This is a genomic window from Sabulicella rubraurantiaca, assembly GCF_017355885.1.
Lineage (GTDB): Bacteria > Pseudomonadota > Alphaproteobacteria > Acetobacterales > Acetobacteraceae > Roseococcus > Roseococcus rubraurantiacus.
Genome location: NZ_JAFEUU010000035.1, coordinates 1 through 17,096, shown reverse-complemented (window position 1 = coordinate 17,096; position 17,096 = coordinate 1). Strand labels below are relative to the sequence as shown.

The 17,096-nt window shown below is 71.4% G+C and carries 19 protein-coding genes; 15 read left to right on the top strand and 4 right to left on the bottom strand.

The annotated features are described in order from the left end of the window. The 5 genes from JTJ31_RS23795 to JTJ31_RS23775 form a co-directional block, all read left to right on the top strand. Positions 1-446 (top strand): SH3 domain-containing protein (locus tag JTJ31_RS23795; protein ID WP_207541230.1); only part of this gene is annotated, 446 nt, incomplete at its 5' end. After that, entirely contained in the window at positions 443-730 is a 288-nt protein-coding gene (locus JTJ31_RS25130; protein WP_207541229.1) for an SH3-like domain-containing protein, read from the top strand. The genes JTJ31_RS23795 and JTJ31_RS25130, both read left to right, overlap by 4 nt. Continuing rightward, positions 727-1,011 (top strand): SH3-like domain-containing protein, encoded by a 285-nt coding sequence (locus tag JTJ31_RS25125; RefSeq protein WP_328805812.1) that lies wholly within the window; start codon positions 727-729, stop codon positions 1,009-1,011. The genes JTJ31_RS25130 and JTJ31_RS25125 overlap by 4 nt, the downstream gene beginning before the upstream one ends. Position 1,012: 1 nt before the next feature. Then, positions 1,013-1,615, top strand: coding sequence for a nitrile hydratase subunit alpha (locus tag JTJ31_RS23780; protein WP_207541227.1), 603 nt, complete (start codon positions 1,013-1,015; stop codon positions 1,613-1,615). Then, the gene (locus tag JTJ31_RS23775) at positions 1,612-2,937 is read left to right on the top strand and encodes an MFS transporter (RefSeq protein ID WP_207541226.1); all 1,326 of its coding nucleotides are present in this window, start codon (positions 1,612-1,614) and stop codon (positions 2,935-2,937) included. The genes JTJ31_RS23780 and JTJ31_RS23775 overlap by 4 nt, the downstream gene beginning before the upstream one ends. Positions 2,938-3,206: 269 nt before the next feature. Here JTJ31_RS23775 and JTJ31_RS23770 read toward each other — a convergent pair whose 3' ends face one another. Beyond that, positions 3,207-4,964 (bottom strand): glycosyltransferase, encoded by a 1,758-nt coding sequence (locus JTJ31_RS23770; RefSeq protein ID WP_207541225.1) that lies wholly within the window; start codon positions 4,962-4,964, stop codon positions 3,207-3,209. A 68-nt stretch (positions 4,965-5,032) separates the two neighbouring features. Here JTJ31_RS23770 and JTJ31_RS23765 point away from each other — a divergent pair, with 68 nt between their 5' ends. The 5 genes from JTJ31_RS23765 (at position 5,033) to JTJ31_RS23745 (ending at position 9,395) form a co-directional block, all read left to right on the top strand. Beyond that, the gene (locus JTJ31_RS23765) at positions 5,033-6,373 is read left to right on the top strand and encodes a glycosyltransferase family 4 protein (RefSeq protein ID WP_207541224.1); all 1,341 of its coding nucleotides are present in this window, start codon (positions 5,033-5,035) and stop codon (positions 6,371-6,373) included. Beyond that, positions 6,370-6,777: a DUF4214 domain-containing protein gene (locus JTJ31_RS23760; protein WP_207541223.1), complete on the top strand. Its 408-nt coding sequence runs from the start codon at positions 6,370-6,372 to the stop codon at positions 6,775-6,777. Before JTJ31_RS23765 ends, JTJ31_RS23760 begins: the two co-directional genes overlap by 4 nt. Positions 6,778-7,054: 277 nt before the next feature. Beyond that, a complete protein-coding gene (locus JTJ31_RS23755) occupies positions 7,055-7,891 on the top strand; it encodes a TauD/TfdA dioxygenase family protein (RefSeq protein WP_207541222.1) in 837 nt (278 codons plus the stop codon). A 44-nt stretch (positions 7,892-7,935) separates the two neighbouring features. Then, the gene (locus JTJ31_RS23750) at positions 7,936-8,697 is read left to right on the top strand and encodes a (Fe-S)-binding protein (RefSeq protein WP_207541221.1); all 762 of its coding nucleotides are present in this window, start codon (positions 7,936-7,938) and stop codon (positions 8,695-8,697) included. Then, a complete protein-coding gene (locus JTJ31_RS23745) occupies positions 8,694-9,395 on the top strand; it encodes a 2OG-Fe dioxygenase family protein (RefSeq protein ID WP_207541220.1) in 702 nt (233 codons plus the stop codon). Before JTJ31_RS23750 ends, JTJ31_RS23745 begins: the two co-directional genes overlap by 4 nt. A 6-nt stretch (positions 9,396-9,401) precedes the next feature. On the opposite strand, the gene JTJ31_RS23740 is transcribed toward JTJ31_RS23745, so the two are convergent. Next, a complete protein-coding gene (locus JTJ31_RS23740) occupies positions 9,402-10,067 on the bottom strand; it encodes a Tim44/TimA family putative adaptor protein (RefSeq protein WP_207541219.1) in 666 nt (221 codons plus the stop codon). Between the two features lie 99 nt (positions 10,068-10,166). On the opposite strand from JTJ31_RS23740, the gene JTJ31_RS23735 reads away from it, so the two are divergent. Next, positions 10,167-10,721, top strand: a complete 555-nt coding sequence (locus JTJ31_RS23735) for a histidine phosphatase family protein (protein ID WP_207541218.1) — start codon at positions 10,167-10,169, stop codon at positions 10,719-10,721. Positions 10,722-10,877: 156 nt separating this feature from the next. Beyond that, positions 10,878-12,104 carry a glycosyl hydrolase family 8 gene (locus tag JTJ31_RS23730; protein WP_268957141.1) on the top strand — a complete coding sequence of 409 codons (1,227 nt, stop codon included), beginning with the start codon at positions 10,878-10,880 and terminating at the stop codon, positions 12,102-12,104. A 5-nt stretch (positions 12,105-12,109) separates the two neighbouring features. Here JTJ31_RS23730 and JTJ31_RS23725 read toward each other — a convergent pair whose 3' ends face one another. Next, a complete protein-coding gene (locus JTJ31_RS23725) occupies positions 12,110-12,511 on the bottom strand; it encodes a carboxymuconolactone decarboxylase family protein (RefSeq protein ID WP_207541216.1) in 402 nt (133 codons plus the stop codon). A gap of 130 nt (positions 12,512-12,641) precedes the next feature. On the opposite strand from JTJ31_RS23725, the gene JTJ31_RS23720 reads away from it, so the two are divergent. Together JTJ31_RS23720 and JTJ31_RS23715 are read left to right on the top strand one after the other, a co-directional pair. Then, complete coding sequence (locus JTJ31_RS23720; protein WP_207541215.1) at positions 12,642-14,243, top strand: lysine--tRNA ligase; 1,602 nt, start codon at positions 12,642-12,644, stop codon at positions 14,241-14,243. Continuing rightward, positions 14,240-16,165, top strand: a complete 1,926-nt coding sequence (locus JTJ31_RS23715; protein ID WP_328805811.1) for a phosphatidylglycerol lysyltransferase domain-containing protein — start codon at positions 14,240-14,242, stop codon at positions 16,163-16,165. Before JTJ31_RS23720 ends, JTJ31_RS23715 begins: the two co-directional genes overlap by 4 nt. On the opposite strand, the gene JTJ31_RS23710 is transcribed toward JTJ31_RS23715, so the two are convergent. Then, positions 16,140-16,367, bottom strand: coding sequence for a hypothetical protein (locus JTJ31_RS23710; protein ID WP_207541214.1), 228 nt, complete (start codon positions 16,365-16,367; stop codon positions 16,140-16,142). The genes JTJ31_RS23715 and JTJ31_RS23710 overlap by 26 nt on opposite strands. A 29-nt stretch (positions 16,368-16,396) precedes the next feature. Here JTJ31_RS23710 and JTJ31_RS23705 point away from each other — a divergent pair, with 29 nt between their 5' ends. After that, complete coding sequence (locus JTJ31_RS23705; RefSeq protein ID WP_207541213.1) at positions 16,397-16,987, top strand: helix-turn-helix domain-containing protein; 591 nt, start codon at positions 16,397-16,399, stop codon at positions 16,985-16,987. The last annotated feature ends 109 nt before the right edge of the window (positions 16,988-17,096 follow it).

The following is a 17,096-nucleotide window of genomic DNA, read 5'->3' as shown; positions in this document are numbered from 1 at the left end:
CCCCGCCCATCGGCCCGGTCACCGGATTGCCGCTGCCGCGCTTCTCCGCGCTGCGTTCCAACGACGTGAACCTGCGGGTCGGGCCGGAGCGGCGCTTCCCGGTGGAATGGCGCTACCAGCGCTCCGACCTGCCGGTGCAGATCATCCGCGAGCATGAGCAGTGGCGCCGCATCCGCGACCCGGAGGGGGTGGAAGGCTGGGTGCATTCCTCCAACCTCCAGCCCGGCCGCCGCACCTTCCTGGTGAAGGGGGAAGGCGAGGTGCCCCTGCGCCGCCGGCCGGAGGAGAGCGCTGCCCCCGTCGCACGGCTTCGCCCCGGCGTGATCGGCCGCATCCGCGGCTGCGACAGCAACAGCGCCTGGTGCGAGGTGCAGGTCCAGGACCGGCGCGGCTTCATCCGCCGAGCCGAGATGTTCGGCGTGATGCCGGAGGAGGAGATCCGATGACGGAAGTTCCCCTGAAACACGACCTTGGCGGCTCGCCCCGCTTCCGCTGCACCCCGGTGGAGCCGGATGACGACGCGCCGCCCAATGATTTCGACAAGCGCGTGGACGCGGTGCGCTCCGTGCTGCGCGACAAGAAGCTGTTCACCGTGGATGAGATGCGGCTGAACATCGAGCGCCTGCACGAGACGGAGTATTTCGGCCTCACCTACTACGAGAAATGGCTTCGCTCCGTCGTCGCGGTGATGGTCGCCAAGGGCGTCGTCTCCTGGGAGGATCTGGCGTGAGCCGCTTCGCGCCGGGCGCGCGCGTCCGCGTGCGGGACGCCTGGCCAGAGCGCTCGGCGCCCATGCATCTTCGCACGCCGCATTACCTGCGCGGACGCGAGGGGCAGGTGGAACGGGTGCTCGGCACCTTTCCCAACCCCGAGGCCATCGCCTTCGGCCGCCCGGGCGAGCCGCGCCCGCTCTACCACGTTCTGTTCGAGCAGAAGCCGATCTGGAACGAGGGCGAGGAGGGGGACACTGTGATGGTCGAGATCTTCGAGCATTGGCTGGAGGAAGCCTGACATGGCCGGCGAACCGACTGCGGAGAGCATCGCGCTCCTGGAAAAGCTGGTCGCCGCGCTGAAGCGCCGCGGCATCATGACCGAGGAGGACATCCAGGCGCGCGTGGCCTCGGCCGACCGCGCCTCGCCCGAGACGGGCGCGCGCATGGTCGCCCGCGCCTGGACCGACCCCGCCTACCGGGAGCTGCTGCTGCGCGACGGCACGGCGGCGGCGGAGGCGATGGGCGTCCGCATGGCCGGGGCACCGCCGCTGGGCGTGCTGGAGGACAAGCCGGACCTCCATCACCTCGTCGTCTGCACGCTGTGCTCCTGCTACCCGCGCGCCGTGCTCGGCTACCCGCCGCACTGGTACAAGTCGGCCGCCTATCGCGCCCGCGCGGTGCGGGAGCCGCGCGCCGTGCTGGCGGAATTCGGCACCGCCTTGCCGCCCGGCGTGAAGGTGCGCGTGGTGGACAGCACCGCCGACTATCGCTGGATGGTGCTGCCGATGCGCCCCGCCGGCACGGAAGGTTGGACGGAGGATCGCCTCGCCACGCTGGTGACGCGCGACCACCTCGTCGGCGTGTCTCTCCCCGCGCTCCAGGGAGCGACGCAGGCGGCGTGAGCGGCGCCGCGGACGGGCTGCCGCCGGGGCGGCGCGCCGCCTCCGCGGCTGCGATCGCCGCCGCCATCTCCGTGACCGTGCTGGACGCGGCGATGGTCAACATCGCCCTGCCCTTCGCCGCCGCCGACCTCCGCCTTTCCCCAGCTGAAGCGGTGTGGCTGGTCAATGCCTACCAGATCACCGTGGTGGGGCTGCTGATCCCCGCTTCCGCCCTGGGCGAGATCCTGGGCTTCCGCCGCGTCTGGGCCTGGGGCCTCGCCCTGTTCACGCTGGGCGCGGTGTCCTGCGCCTTCGCGCCCGGCTTCGCGCCGCTCCTGGCCGCGCGCGTGGCGCAGGGGGCGGGCAGCGCAGCGGTGATGGCGCTGACCGCCGCGCTGGTGCGCCACACCTACCCGCAATCGCAGCTCGGGCGGGCCATTGGCACCAACGCCATGACGGTGGCGGCCTGCTCGGCGGTGGGGCCCAGCCTGGGGGCGGCGGTGCTGTCCGTCGCGCCCTGGCCGGCGGTATTCGTGGCGCATGTACCGATCGGGCTGGCCGCCCTGCTGGCGGGAACCCGCCTCCTGCCCCGCCCCGAGCCTGAAACCCGGCCCTTTGACGGGGTGGCGGCGGCGCTGAATGCCGGGGCCTTCGGGGCGATGTTCCTGGGGCTGGACCTGCTGCTGCACGCACCGATCGCCGGAATGGCGGCGCTGGCCCTGGCGCTTCTGTGCTTCCAGCTCCTGTTGCGACGGGAATTGGGCAAGCCGGCGCCCATGCTGCCGCTCGACCTGCTGCGCATCCGCGAGGTGCGGCTGGCCGTGCTCGCCTCCTCCTGCATCTTCGCGGCCCACATGGTGACGGTGGTGGCGCTGCCCTTCCACCTTTCGGCGGCGGGACTGCCGGCGTGGCAGATCGGGCTGGCGCTGACGCCTTATCCCATCGTGCTCGGGGTGATGGCGCCCTTTGCCGGGCGCTGGGCCGACCAGGGCCATTCCTCCGCCATCTCTTGCCTCCTGGGCGGGGTGGTGTTGGCGCTGGCCCTGCTGGCGCTGGCCCTGCTGCGGCCCACCGTGCCCCTGGCCGTGGGAGCGATCCTCGCCGTGGCAGGGCTCGGCTTCGGCTTCTTCCAGGCGCCCAACAACCGCACCATGCTGGCGGCCGCGCCGCGCGCCCGGGCGGGCAGCGCGGGCGGGATGCAGGCGACAGCGCGCGTCCTGGGGCAAAGCTTCGGCGCGATGCTCGCCGCCATGGCCTTCACCCTCGCCGGCCCGCCCATGGCCTTCGCGGCCGGGGCCGTGCTTGCAGCAGGTGCAGGCCTGTTCAGCGCGCTGCGCCGTTGAAGCGCGCGGGGTTCGCCCCCATCTCCGCGCCATCGCAACAGAGCGGCCCGCCCCGGTGGCGCCGGCAATTCGGCCGGCCTTCCCCGCGCGCCCGAATCGAAAGGAGGTGATCCGGTGTCTCATCACTCGCACGGTCTCGCCAGCATCCAGTCCCGGGTCATCGTTCCCGCCATCGTGGGGACGGCCCAGGTCTGATCGCGGCCGCGAGGCCCGATTGATGGAAGGGCCCCGCGGCATCGCCGCGGGGCCCTTTGCATGTCCGGCGCCTGTCAGGCCGGGAAGTGCCGGCAGCGCGGAAATTCCAGCAGAAAGCGAAGCTGCGAGGCTTGGTCGGCAGCCTCGCACAGCATCATGGCGCGAAGCTGCGCGTTCAGCCGCCGCGCCTCGCGGGGCGGCGTGGCGCTGCCAGCCGTGTCGAACTCGACCAGCGCGTCGCCCGCCGGCAGCGGCGGCAAATCCACCACCAGCAGACGATCCTCCGAGGGGGCGAAGCGCATCTCCCGCCAGGGCGAGGCCTCGCCCGAAGCGGTGCGGATGCGCAGCCCCAGCGTGACCGGCGCAGGGGGCGCCGCCGCCTCCAGGAACAGGCGCGGCTGCCCGAGCGCATGGGGCAGGCGCAGCCGCAGTCGGGGCGGCGCGCCGCCTTCGGGCGGGTCCAGCAGCCAGACGCCGCTGCCCTCGGCCGCGGCCCAGCCCTCGCCCTCACGCAGGAAGAGGGGCAGCAGCGCCCCCGGTTCCGGCAGCCCGTCGGCGAGGAGCGGCGCGGCGAAAGGCAGGCGCCAGCCCAGGGCGAGGGGCGTGCGCTCCAGCGGCGGGGGCGGCAGCGCCTCCTCGCGCAGCAACTCCTCGCGCAGCGCCTCCGCCACCTCGCGCCAGGATCGCAGCCGCAAGCGCGGCAGAAGGCGCCGTTCCGTCGCCTCGCGATGCGCGTCATCGGCGCAGAGCGGCCACAGGAGGGACAAGAAGGATTCCTCCTCGCCGGGGGCGAAATACAGCGCCGCCTCGCCCCCCGCCTCGCGCAGGCTGGTGTGATCGGGAGCAAGGACGAGGCGACCGGCAGCCAGCGCCTCCGTCACCGGCAGGCCCCACCCCTCGCCGAAGGAGTTGAAGACGCAGAGCAGTGCGGCGCGGCGCAGCGCGGCCAGGGCCCCGTCGCCCAGGTCGCGCAGCCAATGCACCTTGCGCCGCAGCTCCGGCGCCTGGGCGAGCAGGCGCAGCGCCGCCTCTGCCCCAAACCCCTCCCGTCCCGCCAGGACGAGGTCGGGCACCGCCGCCTCGCCATGGCGGCGGATCAGCGTGCGCCAAACCCGCAGCAGGAAGGCATGGTCCTTGCGGGATTCCAGCGTGGCGACGCAAAGCACGAAGCGCCGCCCGTCATCGAGCGGCGCGGGCAGGTCTTCCGGCGGCGAGTCCGGCAGCTTCGCATCGAGGCCCAGCACCCCGGCGGGGATCTCCAGCGCCGGGAGGAAGCGGCGCTGCCAATGCAGGAACTCGCGCCGCGCATGCTCGCTCACCGCGACGACCCGGTCGGCGCCGAGGCACAGCACGCCGAAGAACCGGCCGAACTCCTCAACCAGATCCGGCGGGGCATGCTCGGGCAAGGAAAGGGGGAGCGCGTCGTGGAACAGGACGCAGAGCCGCGCCCCTGCTTCCTCCTGCCAGGGGCGCAGCCGCAGGAATTCCTCCGCCCCGCCAGGGCCGGGAAAGAAGAGGCGGTCGCCACGGGCGATGGGTGCCAAGGGTGCTTCGTCCAGGCTTTCATGCAGCCGGGCCAGCAAGGCCAGCCATTCGGGGTCGTCGGCCGGGCCGCCGGCGCGCGCCGCGTCCAGCACCGGGCGCAGCGCGACGGGATCCACCCGGCGCAGGCCACCGGCGCGTGCAAAGGCCACTGGCTCCAGCAGGGCGGGCGGCTTCAGCCCAGCATCGAGCAAGGCCATCTGCACCCGCGCCATGCCCATGGGAGTGCGGTGGCCGCGGAAGAACCCGATCAACCCCGTCGCGTCGAGGAACAGCGCCGCTTCGCCCATGCCAGCCGGCCCCCCGCCCGGCGCCCCCAGGCTTGCCGCAAGCCGGGGCGGCGGGCAAGTTGCCGGCCATGCCGCCATCCCCGCTGCGTATCTGGATCGACGGCTTCCCGTTGGCGCACCCGTTCGGGACCGGCATCACCACCTACACGCGTAACATGGTCCGCGCCCTGCGGCGCGATGGCGCGCGTACCGGGCTGCTCTTCGGCCAGCTTGTGCCCGACCGGCTGGAAGCGGTGGAGCGGGAGCTCCGGTTCTTCGATGCGGTGCCGCCGCGCCGGGGACCGACCCTGACGGGAAGGCTGCTCCGAATGGCACTTGATCCCGGCGGGCCGGTCGCGCACGAGGTCCCGGCCAGCGGCGTGGTGGATCGCCGGCTCTCCTCCGCCGCCGTCTATGAGGCCTTCTCCACCGCCAACCTGCCAGAGGCGGAGGAGGTCTGGAACGCGCGCGACCTGTTCGGCCGCTCCTGGGTGCATGTCGGGCTGACACGGAGGCTCATGGAGGTGCGCGCGGCGGGAACGCCGCCCGCCGTGATGCATTGGATGCAGGTCCATCCGCTGCGCCTGCGCGGCGCAGTGAACGTCTACACGGTACATGACCTGATTCCGCTGCGCATGCCCTGGGCGACGATGGAGCGGAAGCGCGTCTGGCTAGCCGCCGCGCGCGCCATCGCGCGGAACGCGGACCACATCATCACCGTCTCGGAGCACGCGAAGCGCGACATCGTCTCACTGCTGGGGGTGCCCGAGGAGCGGGTAACCAACACCTACCAGCCCGTCGCCCCGCGGGAGCCCATCGCCGATGGACCGCTGGCGGAGGCGCGGCTGCGCGGCGCGCTCGGGCTGGAGCCGGGGGGCTATTTCCTGTTCCTATCCACGGTGGACCCGCGCAAGAACCTGTCGCGGCTTCTCGATGCCTATTACGCCTCCGGCAGCACCGCGCCCTTCGTCATCGTCGGCAAGCCCGGCGCCTATGCGAAAGAGGAGCTGCGCCTGCTGACCGAGGCGGAGGGCACGCGCTCCGCCGATGGGCGGGTGCGGCATATGGGCTACCTGCCGCGCCTCGACGTGGATGTGCTGCTCCGCCACGCCAAGGCGCTGCTCTTTCCTTCGCTCTACGAGGGCTTCGGCCTGCCGGTGGTCGAGGCGATGGGGGTGGGCACGCCTGTCCTCACCTCCTCCACCACCTCGCTGCCCGAGGTGGCGGGAGAGGCGGCACTTCTGGTCGATCCGCTCGACCCCCGCGCCATGGCGGAGGCGATCCGCGCCCTGGACGGGGACGAGGCGCTGCGGGCGCGGCTGGCGGCGATGGGCCCCGCCCAGGCCGCGCTGTTTAGCCCCGAGCGCCACGCCGCCCGGCTGCGGGAGGTCCATGCGCGGATCGGCGTTCCGCTGGGCGAAGCAGCGTGACCCCGCGCGCATCCCTCCTGTTGCAAGGCAGCGACGAGGAGGTGGTGGAGAAGCTCTACCTCGCCCTGCTGGGCCGCTTCCCGGATGAGGGTGGGCGCATCCACTACCTCGCCCGCCTGGCGGGGGGTCCCGGGGCGCGCGAGGCGGCGCTGCGGGAGATCCTCGACTCGGAGGAGGCGCGCGGGCGCGGCACGACGCTGCCCCCGGACGCGTCCGGCACGGCGGAGGAGGCGCGCCTTCTCCATCTCGGCCTGCAGGTCGCGGCGCTGCGGGCCGAGATCGCGGCTCTGCGGGCGCGGCCGGAAGGCACAGGGCCGGAAATCCTTGGAGAGATGGCGGCGCTGCGGCTGGAGGTCGAGGCGTTGCGCGCCGAGCTGCGGGAGTCCCTGGGGCCGCCCCCCTGAAGACAAGGGAAAATGCGGCCCGGCCGGAAGGATCCAGCCGGGCCGGGGCCCAGGGGCCAGTCTGGCAGCGGCTTGCCGGGAAATGGCCGCCACCTGCGCCCCGCACCCTGCCCGGAGACGGGCGGAACGGCGGCATGGGAATGCTGCGACGGAACGGCCTTCACATGAATGGGTAAAATATGAACATCCAGCCACGATTCTCATGAATGGGCATTTTCTTCCAGCTTGCAGGCGGCCCCAAACCCCCTAGCCTCGCGGGGAAACAGGAGGAAACGCCATGGAAAACCGGCCCGAGATCCGTCCCCTCTCCCCCGCCCTGGGCGCCGAGATTCTCGGCGTGGACCTGCGGGAGGACATGCCGGACGGCTTGGTTGCCGAGCTGCGCGACACCTGGCTGCGGCACGGCGTCGTGTTCTTCCGCGACCAGCGCCTGCCCCCGCGCGAACTGGTGCGCGTCGCCCGCCGATTCGGCGAGGTGATCGAATATCCCTTCGTGAAGGGGCTGGAGGAAGCGCCGGAAGTCATCCCGGTGATGAAGCTGGAGCACGAAAAGGTGAATTTCGGCGGCGTCTGGCACACCGACACCGCCTATCTCGACCGTCCGCCCATGGCGACGATGCTGGTGGCGCGGGAGATCCCGCCCGTGGGCGGGGACACCATGTTCGCCTCCGGCGTCGCCGCCTATGAGGCGCTGAGCGAAGGGATGCGCCGGCTGATCGACCCGCTGCGCGCGGTGAACAGCAGCGCCAAGGCCGATGTGAGCAAGACGCGCGAGGACCGCCGCAAGGATAGCGGCCGCGACGACGCGAAGCAGGTCTACGAGGCGTCGCACCCCGTGGTCCGCACCCATCCCGAGACGGGGCGCAAGGCGCTCTACGTCAATGCCGGCCATACCAGCCGCTTCGATGGGATGACGGAGGAGGAAAGCGCCCCGCTGCTGGACTTCCTGTTCCGCTGGCAGGTGAAGCCGGAATGGACCTGCCGCTTCCGCTGGCAGGAAGGAAGTGTCGCCTTCTGGGACAATCGGCAGGTGCTGCACTACCCGCTGAACGACTACCACGGCTACCGCCGGGTGATGCACCGGGTCACGCTGGAGGGCGACGTGCCGGCCTGACGCTTCCCTTCGCGCGGGGGCGATCAGGCTCTAGGATCGGGCGTATGAGCAAGCCGCGCGTCGCCCTTTTCGTCACCTGCCTGGTGGATCTGTATCGCCCGAGCGTCGGCTTCGCGGCGATCCGCCTGCTGGAGGAGGCGGGGTGCGAGGTGATGGTGCCCGAGGCGCAGACCTGCTGCGGTCAGCCCGCCTACAATACGGGCGACCGCCGCACCGCGCAGGAGCTCGCGCGGGGGATGATGGATGCCTTCGCCTCCTGCGACTACGTCGTGGCGCCGTCGGGCTCCTGCGCCGCGATGATCGCGCATCACTACCCGGCACTGTTCGACAACGACCCGCATGAGCGGGCGCGGGCCGTGGCGCTGGCGGCGCGGACGCACGAGCTGACCTCCTTCCTCGTGGATGTGCGGGGGATGAAGGGGGTGGAGGCGCGCTATGACGGCGTCGCCGCCTATCACGATTCCTGCTCCGGCCTGCGGGAGCTCGGGGTGAAGGCGCAGCCGCGCGCCTTGCTGGCGAGCGTCGAGGGGCTGACCGTGCGGGAGCTGTCCGAGCCTGAGCTGTGCTGCGGCTTCGGCGGCACCTTCTGCGTGAAGTATCCCGACATCTCGACCCGCATGGTTTCAGACAAGGTCGCCGACATCGCCGGGACCGGGGCCGACACGCTGCTGGCAGGCGACATGGGCTGCCTGCTCAACATGGCCGGGCGCCTGCGCCGCGAGGGGCGGGAGGTGCGCGTGCGCCACGTCGCCGAGGTGCTGGCCGGCACGGCTTCCGAGACGCCGCCCATCGGGGAAGCGCCATGAGCAAGCTGTCGGAGCAGGTGCTGAAGGAGGGCTACGCCCGGCTGCGGCCCGAGCAGGCGCAGGACAGGCTGGGCCTGCCCGCGGCTTGGCTGGCCGAATGGGCGCAAAGCTGGGACCGGCTGGAGACTGACGGCTTCATGGCGGATGGCGGGCGCTATCGCCGCCGCCGCCTCGCCAACTTCACCGCCCTGCCCGGCCTGCCGGGGCATCGGCGCGGCCTGCACCGCCCGCATTTCCAGGCCGAGGTGCACAACACCCTGAATGGCGGCGTGGATCGCTGGTTCGCCCCCGTGGAGGATGCGGTGGCCTGCCACCCTGCCACGGCAGGGCTGCTCACAATGGGACGGGAGGTCGCGGATGCGCTGCGCCCCGGCGCCCGCTTCTTCGTCGAGATGCACCAGTTCCGCGTCGAGGCGGCGCCCGGCGCGCCCGGCCTGCCGACGCCCGAGGGGGTGCATCATGACGGGGTGGATTGCGTGCTGATCGCCATGATCGCCCGCGCCAATCTCCGCGGCGGAGAAACCGTGGTGACGGATGCGGAGCGGCGCGAGCTCGACCGCTTCACCCTGAACGGGCTGCTCGACCTCGCGGTGATGGATGACCGGCGCGTGATGCACGGCGTCTCGCCGGTGGAGCCGGAAGACCCGTCCCGCTCCTCCTGCCGCGACGTGCTGGTTCTGACCTGGAAGGCGTGTTGACGCGCCTCAGGCGCTGCGCGTCGCCACCAGCCGCCAGGACGGATCGGACGAGGTCACGTCGCGCTGGAAGGTCCAGATATCCGTCACCTCGGTGATGGCGTCGGAACCGGCGACGATCTCGCCATTGCGGCCGTTTGTCAGGTTCACCTGATCTGAGGTGAAGCGCACCGTGACCTCGGCCGTGTTGCCGCGCAGATCCGCGCCCTCGATCGCCATCTCGTGCATGGAGCGGATCTCGGTGCGCTGGGTCTCGCCCGCATTCTCGCGCGCGCGGATCGCGCCCTCGAACCCGGCATAGGTGTCGTCGGACAGCAGGGGCCGCAGCGTCGCGCGATCGCCGGCGGCAAAGGCGCCGACGATCATGCGGAAGGCGCCCTCGGCCCCGTCCAGGAAGCCATTCGGCTCGAAGCTGGGATCGGCCGCGCCGATTCGCGCGAGGCCCTGGCCCACCGGGCCACGCGGGTCGGGAATGATGCGGCGCGCCTCACGCCGCGCGGGCGCGATCTCCTCCACCACGCCATCGGCGCGGGCAGTGCGGCCATCGGGCAGGCCCTGGGGCTGGGGCTGACGCTCGAAACCCTGCCGCTTGCCGAGCACGGAACGCAGGCGCAGCACCAGAAAGGCGGCCACCATGGCGAACAGAATCAGGTCAATGGGAAAACCGCCCTGCATCGGGACCTCCAGCCAGGGACATTACTTAGGCATGGCGCCGCGGCCACGCAACAGAGGCGCGCTGGACGCGCAGGGCCGCGCAAGGCTACGCCAGCAGGCATGATCCTGCTTCGTCACGGCCAGAGCGAATTCAACCTCCACTTCTCCGCCACCCGCCGCGATCCCGGCATCCCCGACCCCAAGCTGACGCCGCTGGGCCATCAGCAGGCGGAGGCAGCGGCCGAGGCCCTGGCCGGGCGGGACATCCGCCGCATCATCGTCTCGCCCTACACACGTGCCTTGCAGACGGCCCTGCCGGTCGCACGCCGCCTTGGCTTACGCCTCACCGTCACGCCCACCGTGCGCGAGCGCTACGCCTTCGTCTGCGATGTCGGCACGGCGGCGAGCGAGTTGCGCCTGTCCTTTCCCGAGCTGGATTTCCCGGCGCTGGACGAGATCTGGTGGCCCGCGGTGGAGGAGCCCGCCGACCAGGTCGAGGCGCGCGCTTCCCTCTTCCGCGCGGAGATGGCGGCGCTGGATGACTGGCAGCATACGCTGGTCGTCTCGCATTGGGGCTTCATCCTGGCCCTGACGGGGCAGAGCGTGATGAACGGCCAGATGATCGAGCTCGACCCCACCGCCGCTGGCCCTGAGCGCATCGTCTGGCGTGCCTGAAACCCCCTGTGCCGTGCGAATTGGGCAACGGCACAGACTCTCGTTTTCGGTCGGGATAAAACCGGATATGCATCTTATGCGTGCATGCCGTAGATTATCCGCAATCGTCCGAGGTTCCGTTTCGTGCCCCGCTGCCGCCGCGCGCTTCTTTCCGCCATGGCCTCGATTCCAGCCTGGACGGCCCTTTCCCGACCCGCACTCGGGCGGGCGGACCCAAGCGATTCCGGGGCAGGAACGGGGGGCACGGACCGCGTCCCACAGAGCGAATGGAACGCCTTCCGGCGCCGCTATATGACGCCCGAGGGCCGGGTGGTGGACTCGGCCAAGGCCGGCATCTCGCATAGCGAGGGCCAATCCTACGCCATGCTCCTCGCGGTCCACATGGAGGACCGTGCCGCCTTCGACCTGGCCTGGGACTGGGCGCGGCTGCACCTGCGCCGGCGCGGCGACCGCCTCATGACCTGGCGGTGGAGCCCCCACACCCGGCCCCACGTCGCCGACCCCAACAACGCCAGCGATGGGGACCTCTTGGCTGCCTGGGCCTTGGCCCGAGCCGCTGCCCTGTGGAGGGATTCCAGCTACCGGGAGCAGGCGCGCCACATCGCTCGCGACCTGCTGCGGCATTGCACTGTCGAGTGGAACAACCGCCTGCTGCTCCTGCCCGGTGCCCAGGGGTTCCGATTCCACGATCGGGTCGTGATCAACCTCTCCTATTATTCCTGGTCCGCCCTGCGGGTCCTAGCCCGGATCCTGCCAAGCCCAGCCTGGGCGCGGCTGGAAGCGGACGGGCTGGGCTTGCTGGAGGAGGCGCGCTTCGGCCGCTTCGCCCTGCCGCCCGATTGGCTGGAACTGGACGCGCGGGGCGCCATGCGCCCGGCCCCCGGCTGGCCACCGCGCTTCTCCTGGGATGCGGTGCGTATCCCTCTGCACCTCGTCTGGGCTGGCCGGGGCAGCGAGGCAACGCTGTTACGAGTCGAGCGCTTCTGGTCGGCGCATCAGCGGCGGGAGGGCACGCCTGCCTGGGCCGACCTGGAAACCGGTGGGCTCGCCCCCTATCCCGGCCATGCCGGGCTGCGCGCCGTCGCGCGCGCCTCCCGCCATGCGCTTGGCCTGCCAGCTGGCCCGCAGGAAGCCGTGGCCGACGCCACCGACTATTACGGCGCCGCGCTTGTGCTGCTGTCGCGCATGGCTGCTGTGGATGCGGCGCCGGTGCTGGCCGGTTCCGCCCCGCCCCCTGGCATCGAAGCCGCGAGTGAGGGTGCAGCGGCCTCCGCCGCATCCTGGCGCGGCCAGGGTGAGCCGGCGGCCCCGGGCGGGTTGCCGCACCCCCTCCCGCTGGGCCTGCGCGTGGGGCCGCCACGCTGGACGCCCCACGCCCCCTGAGCGGGCTACTTCTTCGGTTGGATGGCGCCTTCGGCGAGGAGCACCTCGTGGGTGGCCTTGAAGGCGTCAAGCGCCGCGGGAATGCCGCAATAGGCGGCGGCATGGCTCAGCGTGGCCCGGATCTCGTCCACGGACACGCCGTTGTTCAGCGCGCCCTTCACGTGCAGCTTCACCTCCGGGATCTTTCCCAGGGCGGTGAGCATGGCGAGGTTGATGATGGAGCGTGTCTTGCGGTCCAGCGTCGGATCGCCCCAGGCCATGCCCCAGGCCCAGGAGGTGGTGATGCGCTGGAAGGCCATCATGAAGTCGTCGGCCTTGGCCAGCGAGCCATCCACGTACTCCGCCCCCAGCACCTCGCGCCGGATCGGCAGCCCCTTCTCGAACAGCGCGTCGTCCTCGCCTTGCATCGCTCTCTCCCTCTTTCCTGACCGCAGTGCCGCACGGTCGCCCGCACACATCATCGGGTCAAGGCAGGCAAAGCCGCGCGGGGACGTCGTGAGAATTGACCCGGCCCCGGCGCCCTGGCATCCCGCCAAGATGCCTGACGCCGCTTTCGAGACCATTCCCGCCTGGCCCTTCGCGGAGGCGCGCCGCGTGCGCGAGCGCCTGCTGGCCAGCGGCAAGAAAGAGGCGCTGTTCGAGACCGGCTACGGCCCCTCCGGTCTGCCGCATATCGGCACTTTCGGCGAGGTGGCGCGCACCTCCTGGGTGCGGCGCGCCTTCTCCCTCCTGACGGGAATGCCCTCGCGCCTCATCGCCTTCTCCGACGACATGGACGGGCTGCGGAAGGTGCCGGACAACGTGCCGAATGGCGACGTGCTGCGCCAGCACATCGGCAAGCGCCTGACCGAGGTGCCCGACCCCTTCGGCACGCATCCCAGCTTCGGCGCGCACAACAACGCGCGGCTGCGCGCCTTCCTGGACGCCTTCGGCTTCGAGTACGAGTTCGCCTCCTCCACCGACTACTACACTTCCGGCCGCTTCGACGCGGCGCTGCTGCGGATGGCCGCGCTGCACGAGGAGGTGCGCGAGGTGATCCTGCCCACGCTCGGCGCCGAGCGCCGCGCCACCTATTCTCCCTTCCTGCCCATCCATCCCGAGACGCGCGTGGTGATGCAGGTGCCGATGGAGGAGGTGCGCGCCGACGGCACGCTGGTCTGGACCGATGACGAGGGGAAGCGCTGGGAGACCCCCGTGACCGGCGGCCATTGCAAGGCGCAGTGGAAGGCGGACTGGGCGCTGCGCTGGTACGCGCTCGGCGTGGATTACGAGATGTCGGGCAAGGACCTGATCGATTCCGTGAAGCTCAGCAGCGCCATCTGCCGCGTGCTGGGCGCGGAGCCGCCCGTTACCCTCACCTACGAGATGTTCAACGACGAGCACGGGCAGAAGATCAGCAAGAGCAAGGGCAACGGCCTCACCATCGAGCAGTGGCTCGATTACGGCCCGCCCGAGAGCCTCGCGCAGTTCATGTTCCCCTCCCCCGGCTCGGCCAAGCGGCTGCACAAGGGCGTGATCCCGCGCGCGGTGGATGATTGGCTTGGCAATGCGGAGAAGCTGCGCGCCAATCCAGACGACGCCACCAACCCCGCCTGGTACATCCACGCGCAGGGCGCGCCGCCCGCACCGCCGCCCGTTTCCTTCGCCACGCTGCTGAACCTCGCCGGCATCGCCAACACGGACGACCCGGCGCGGCTCTGGGCCTATCTGCGCAAGTATTACCCCGAGGCGACTCCGGAATCGGAGCCGCTGCTGGACCGACTCGTGCGCCATGCCTGCGCCTATTGGCGCGACTTCATCGCCCCCGAGCGCCGCTTCCGCGACCCGACGCCCGACGAGGTCGAGGGGCTGCGCCGCCTCGCTGCCCTGCTGCGTGAGCGGGAGGTGGAGCTCCTGGCCATGCCGCCCGGGCCGGAGCGCGAGAAGGCGCTGCAGGACACGGTCTATGACGCCGGGCGCTTCGGCCCGTTCCTGACCAAGAACAAGGACGGCTCGGACGGCGTGGGCCGCGCCTGGTTCCAGGCGCTCTACGAGGTTCTTCTGGGCAAGAGCGAGGGGCCGCGCTTCGGCGGCACGGTCGCGGTGATGGGCATCGAGGAGGCGGTGCGTCTCGTCGAGGGCGCGTTGGCCCGGGCGTGAGATCCACCCTGCCCCTGCTGAAGCGCCACGGGCCGACCGTCTTCGGCCTGCTGCTGCTGGTGGGGGCGGTCTATGTGGTGCAGCGGGAGTTCCGCTCGCTTTCCGTCGCCGACGTCACCCGCGCCATGGGCGAGATCACGACCGGCGCGCTTTGGCTGGGGGCGGGGTTCACCGTCATCGCCTATCTGGTGCTCGCCATCTATGACTGGCTGGGGGCGCGCTATGCCGGGCGCCCCTCCTCCTGGGGGCGGGCGCTGCTGGCGTCATTCTGCGGCTATTCGTTGGCACATAATCTCGGCTTCGCGGCGGTGTCGGGGGCAGCGGTGCGGTTCCGCCTGTATTCCGCCTGGGGCTACACCCCGCTTGAGATCGGCAAGGTGATCGGCTTCACCTCGCTCACCTTCGGCCTTGGCGGCATGGCGCTGGGCGGCGCCGTGCTGACCTTCGAGCCGGAGGTCCTGCCCTGGGTGAGCGACCACGTGCCGCGCTGGGCCTTGCAGCTCACCGCCGTGCCGCTCTTCGGCGTGGTGACGGCCTATGTGCTGCTCTCGCGCTTCCGTCGCACGATCCGCTTCTGGGGGCACGAGGTGGAACTGCCCTCCACCTCCATGGCGCTGGCGCAGACCGTGCTGGCGGCGGTGGACGTGGCGGTGACGGCGGCGATCTTCTACGTGCTGCTGCCGCCGGCGGAGGGGCTCACCTTCCTGCGCTTCATTGGCATCTACCTCGCAGCCTATGCGGCGGGGATCGCGGCACACGTGCCGGGCGGGCTCGGCGTCTTCGACGGCGCGATCATGATCGGCCTCGCCCCCTATCTCGGCACGGCGGAGGTGGTGGGGGCGCTGCTGGTGTTCCGCCTCTTCTACTACATCATCCCGCTCTTCATCGCCGGCTTCCTGTTCGCGGGGTTCGAGCTGGGGCAGCGCCGTGCTGCGCTGGCGGGTCTGTCGGCCTTCGGGCGCGGCGCCATGCCGCTGGAGGTGCCGGTCCTCGCCGGGCTGGTGGCGCTGGGCGGCGGGCTGCTGATCTTCCTGGGCGCACTACCGGTGCGCCAGACGGTGCTGCTGCAATGGGCGGGGTACGAGGCGGCCTTGGCCTCGCAGCTTGCGGCCTCCGTAGTCGGCTCGCTGCTGCTGGTGATCTCCTACGGGCTGCTGCGCCGCCTCACCCTGGCCTGGGGCGCGGCGATCTTTCTGCTGCTGAACGGCGCCGCCATCGCCGGACTCAGGGCGGAGGAATGGTGGACCTGGGGCGCCTTCCTTCTCGTCGCGGGCTTCCTGGCGACGATGCGCAGCGCCTTCTACCGCGACTCCCGCCTGGTGGCCGAGCCGCTGTCGCAGGCGGTGGCCCTGCCGTTGCTGGCGGTGGGGTTCTGCGGCCTCACCCTGGCGCTGGTTGCCTATGGCGGGCGCGTGGCCGATGCGGCGTGGTGGGAGGTGCCGCTCTCGCGCATCGCCCCGGCGCAGCTTCGCTTCACCGTAGGGCTGACCGGCCTCCTCCTCTTGTTCGGCACGCTGCGCCTGCTGCGCCCGGTCCGCATCCGCCCTGCCCCCTTTGACGCGGCGGCGCGCCTGTCCCTCTTGGCTGCGCATGGCTCGGCGCCCGTCGCGGGCGACGCGGTGATCCGCGGCGAGCGCGGCGAGGCGGCGCTGGTCTTCACTCGGGGGAAGGAGGTCTGGGCGGCGCAGGGCGATCCGCAGGGGCCGCGGGACGACGCGGTTTCCGCGATCTGGCGCTTCCGCGACCTGTGCGAGCGCAACGGGGTGCGCCCCGCCTTCCTGGACGCCACGGAACGCTTCGGCCGGATCTATGCCGATATCGGCCTGCAGATGGTGGAGGACCCGGCGCGCCCCGGCCGCCTCGTCGCCTGCGTGGCGGAGCACGATCTCGCCAACCTCACAGGTAGCGCCCCCGTTCCATGATCTCGAGCGCGTATTCGCGGTAGCTCATCCCCAGCTCCTCCGCGCGGGCGAGGCGGCGCAGCGCGATCTCGCGCGGCGGGGTCTTCCACGCCTTCTTGTGCGCCCGCTTCCAGTTCCAGTGCCGCCAGGAGGCGTGGGGGTCGTCCTCATCCAGGGGCGGGCCGCCATTATGGCTGCGCGGCGGAAGAGCATCGCTTGGCATCGCGCGAGCCTATCCACTAAAGTTTCCACATGTCCACCATGATGACAGAGCCCGATGCCCTGGGCGCCCTGCTCGCCGCCCGCATCCGGCGGGAACGCGAGGCGCGGGGCTGGAGCATCGCGGAACTGGCCGCGCAATCCGGCGTGTCGCGCGCCATGATCTCCAAGGTGGAGCGGGGCGAGGCCAGCCCGACCGCTGCGCTGCTCGGGCGGCTCTCCGGCGCGCTGGGCCTCACCGTCTCCACCCTGCTGGCGCGGGCGGAAGCGGATGGCGGTGCCGGGCGCCTGGCCCGCGCGGCGGAGCAGCAGCTCTGGACCGATCCCGAGACCGGCTATCTGCGTCGCTCGCTGACGCCGCCTGGTGCTGACCCGGAGCTGGTGCTGGTGGACATGCCACCCGGCGCGCGGGTGGACTACCCCGCCGCCTCCTACGCCCTGCTGCGCGGGCAATGCGTCTGGGTGCTGTCGGGCCGGCTGGTGGTGACCGAGGGGGAGCAGGATACGGAGCTCGGAGCGGGCGACTGCCTGGCCTATGACCTGTCGCGGCCGCAGGATTGCGCCCTGTCGAATCCCTCCGCGCGCCAGAATTGTCGCTACCTCGTCGCGCTGGCACGGCGCTGAGGCGTCCGCCGCCTTCCCGAAAGAAGACGGCGGGTTTGAAGAGGGCGGGACTTCCTCCCCGCCCGGTCAGCCCTGCTCGCGGCGGCGGCGTACCGCGGCGATGCCGGCC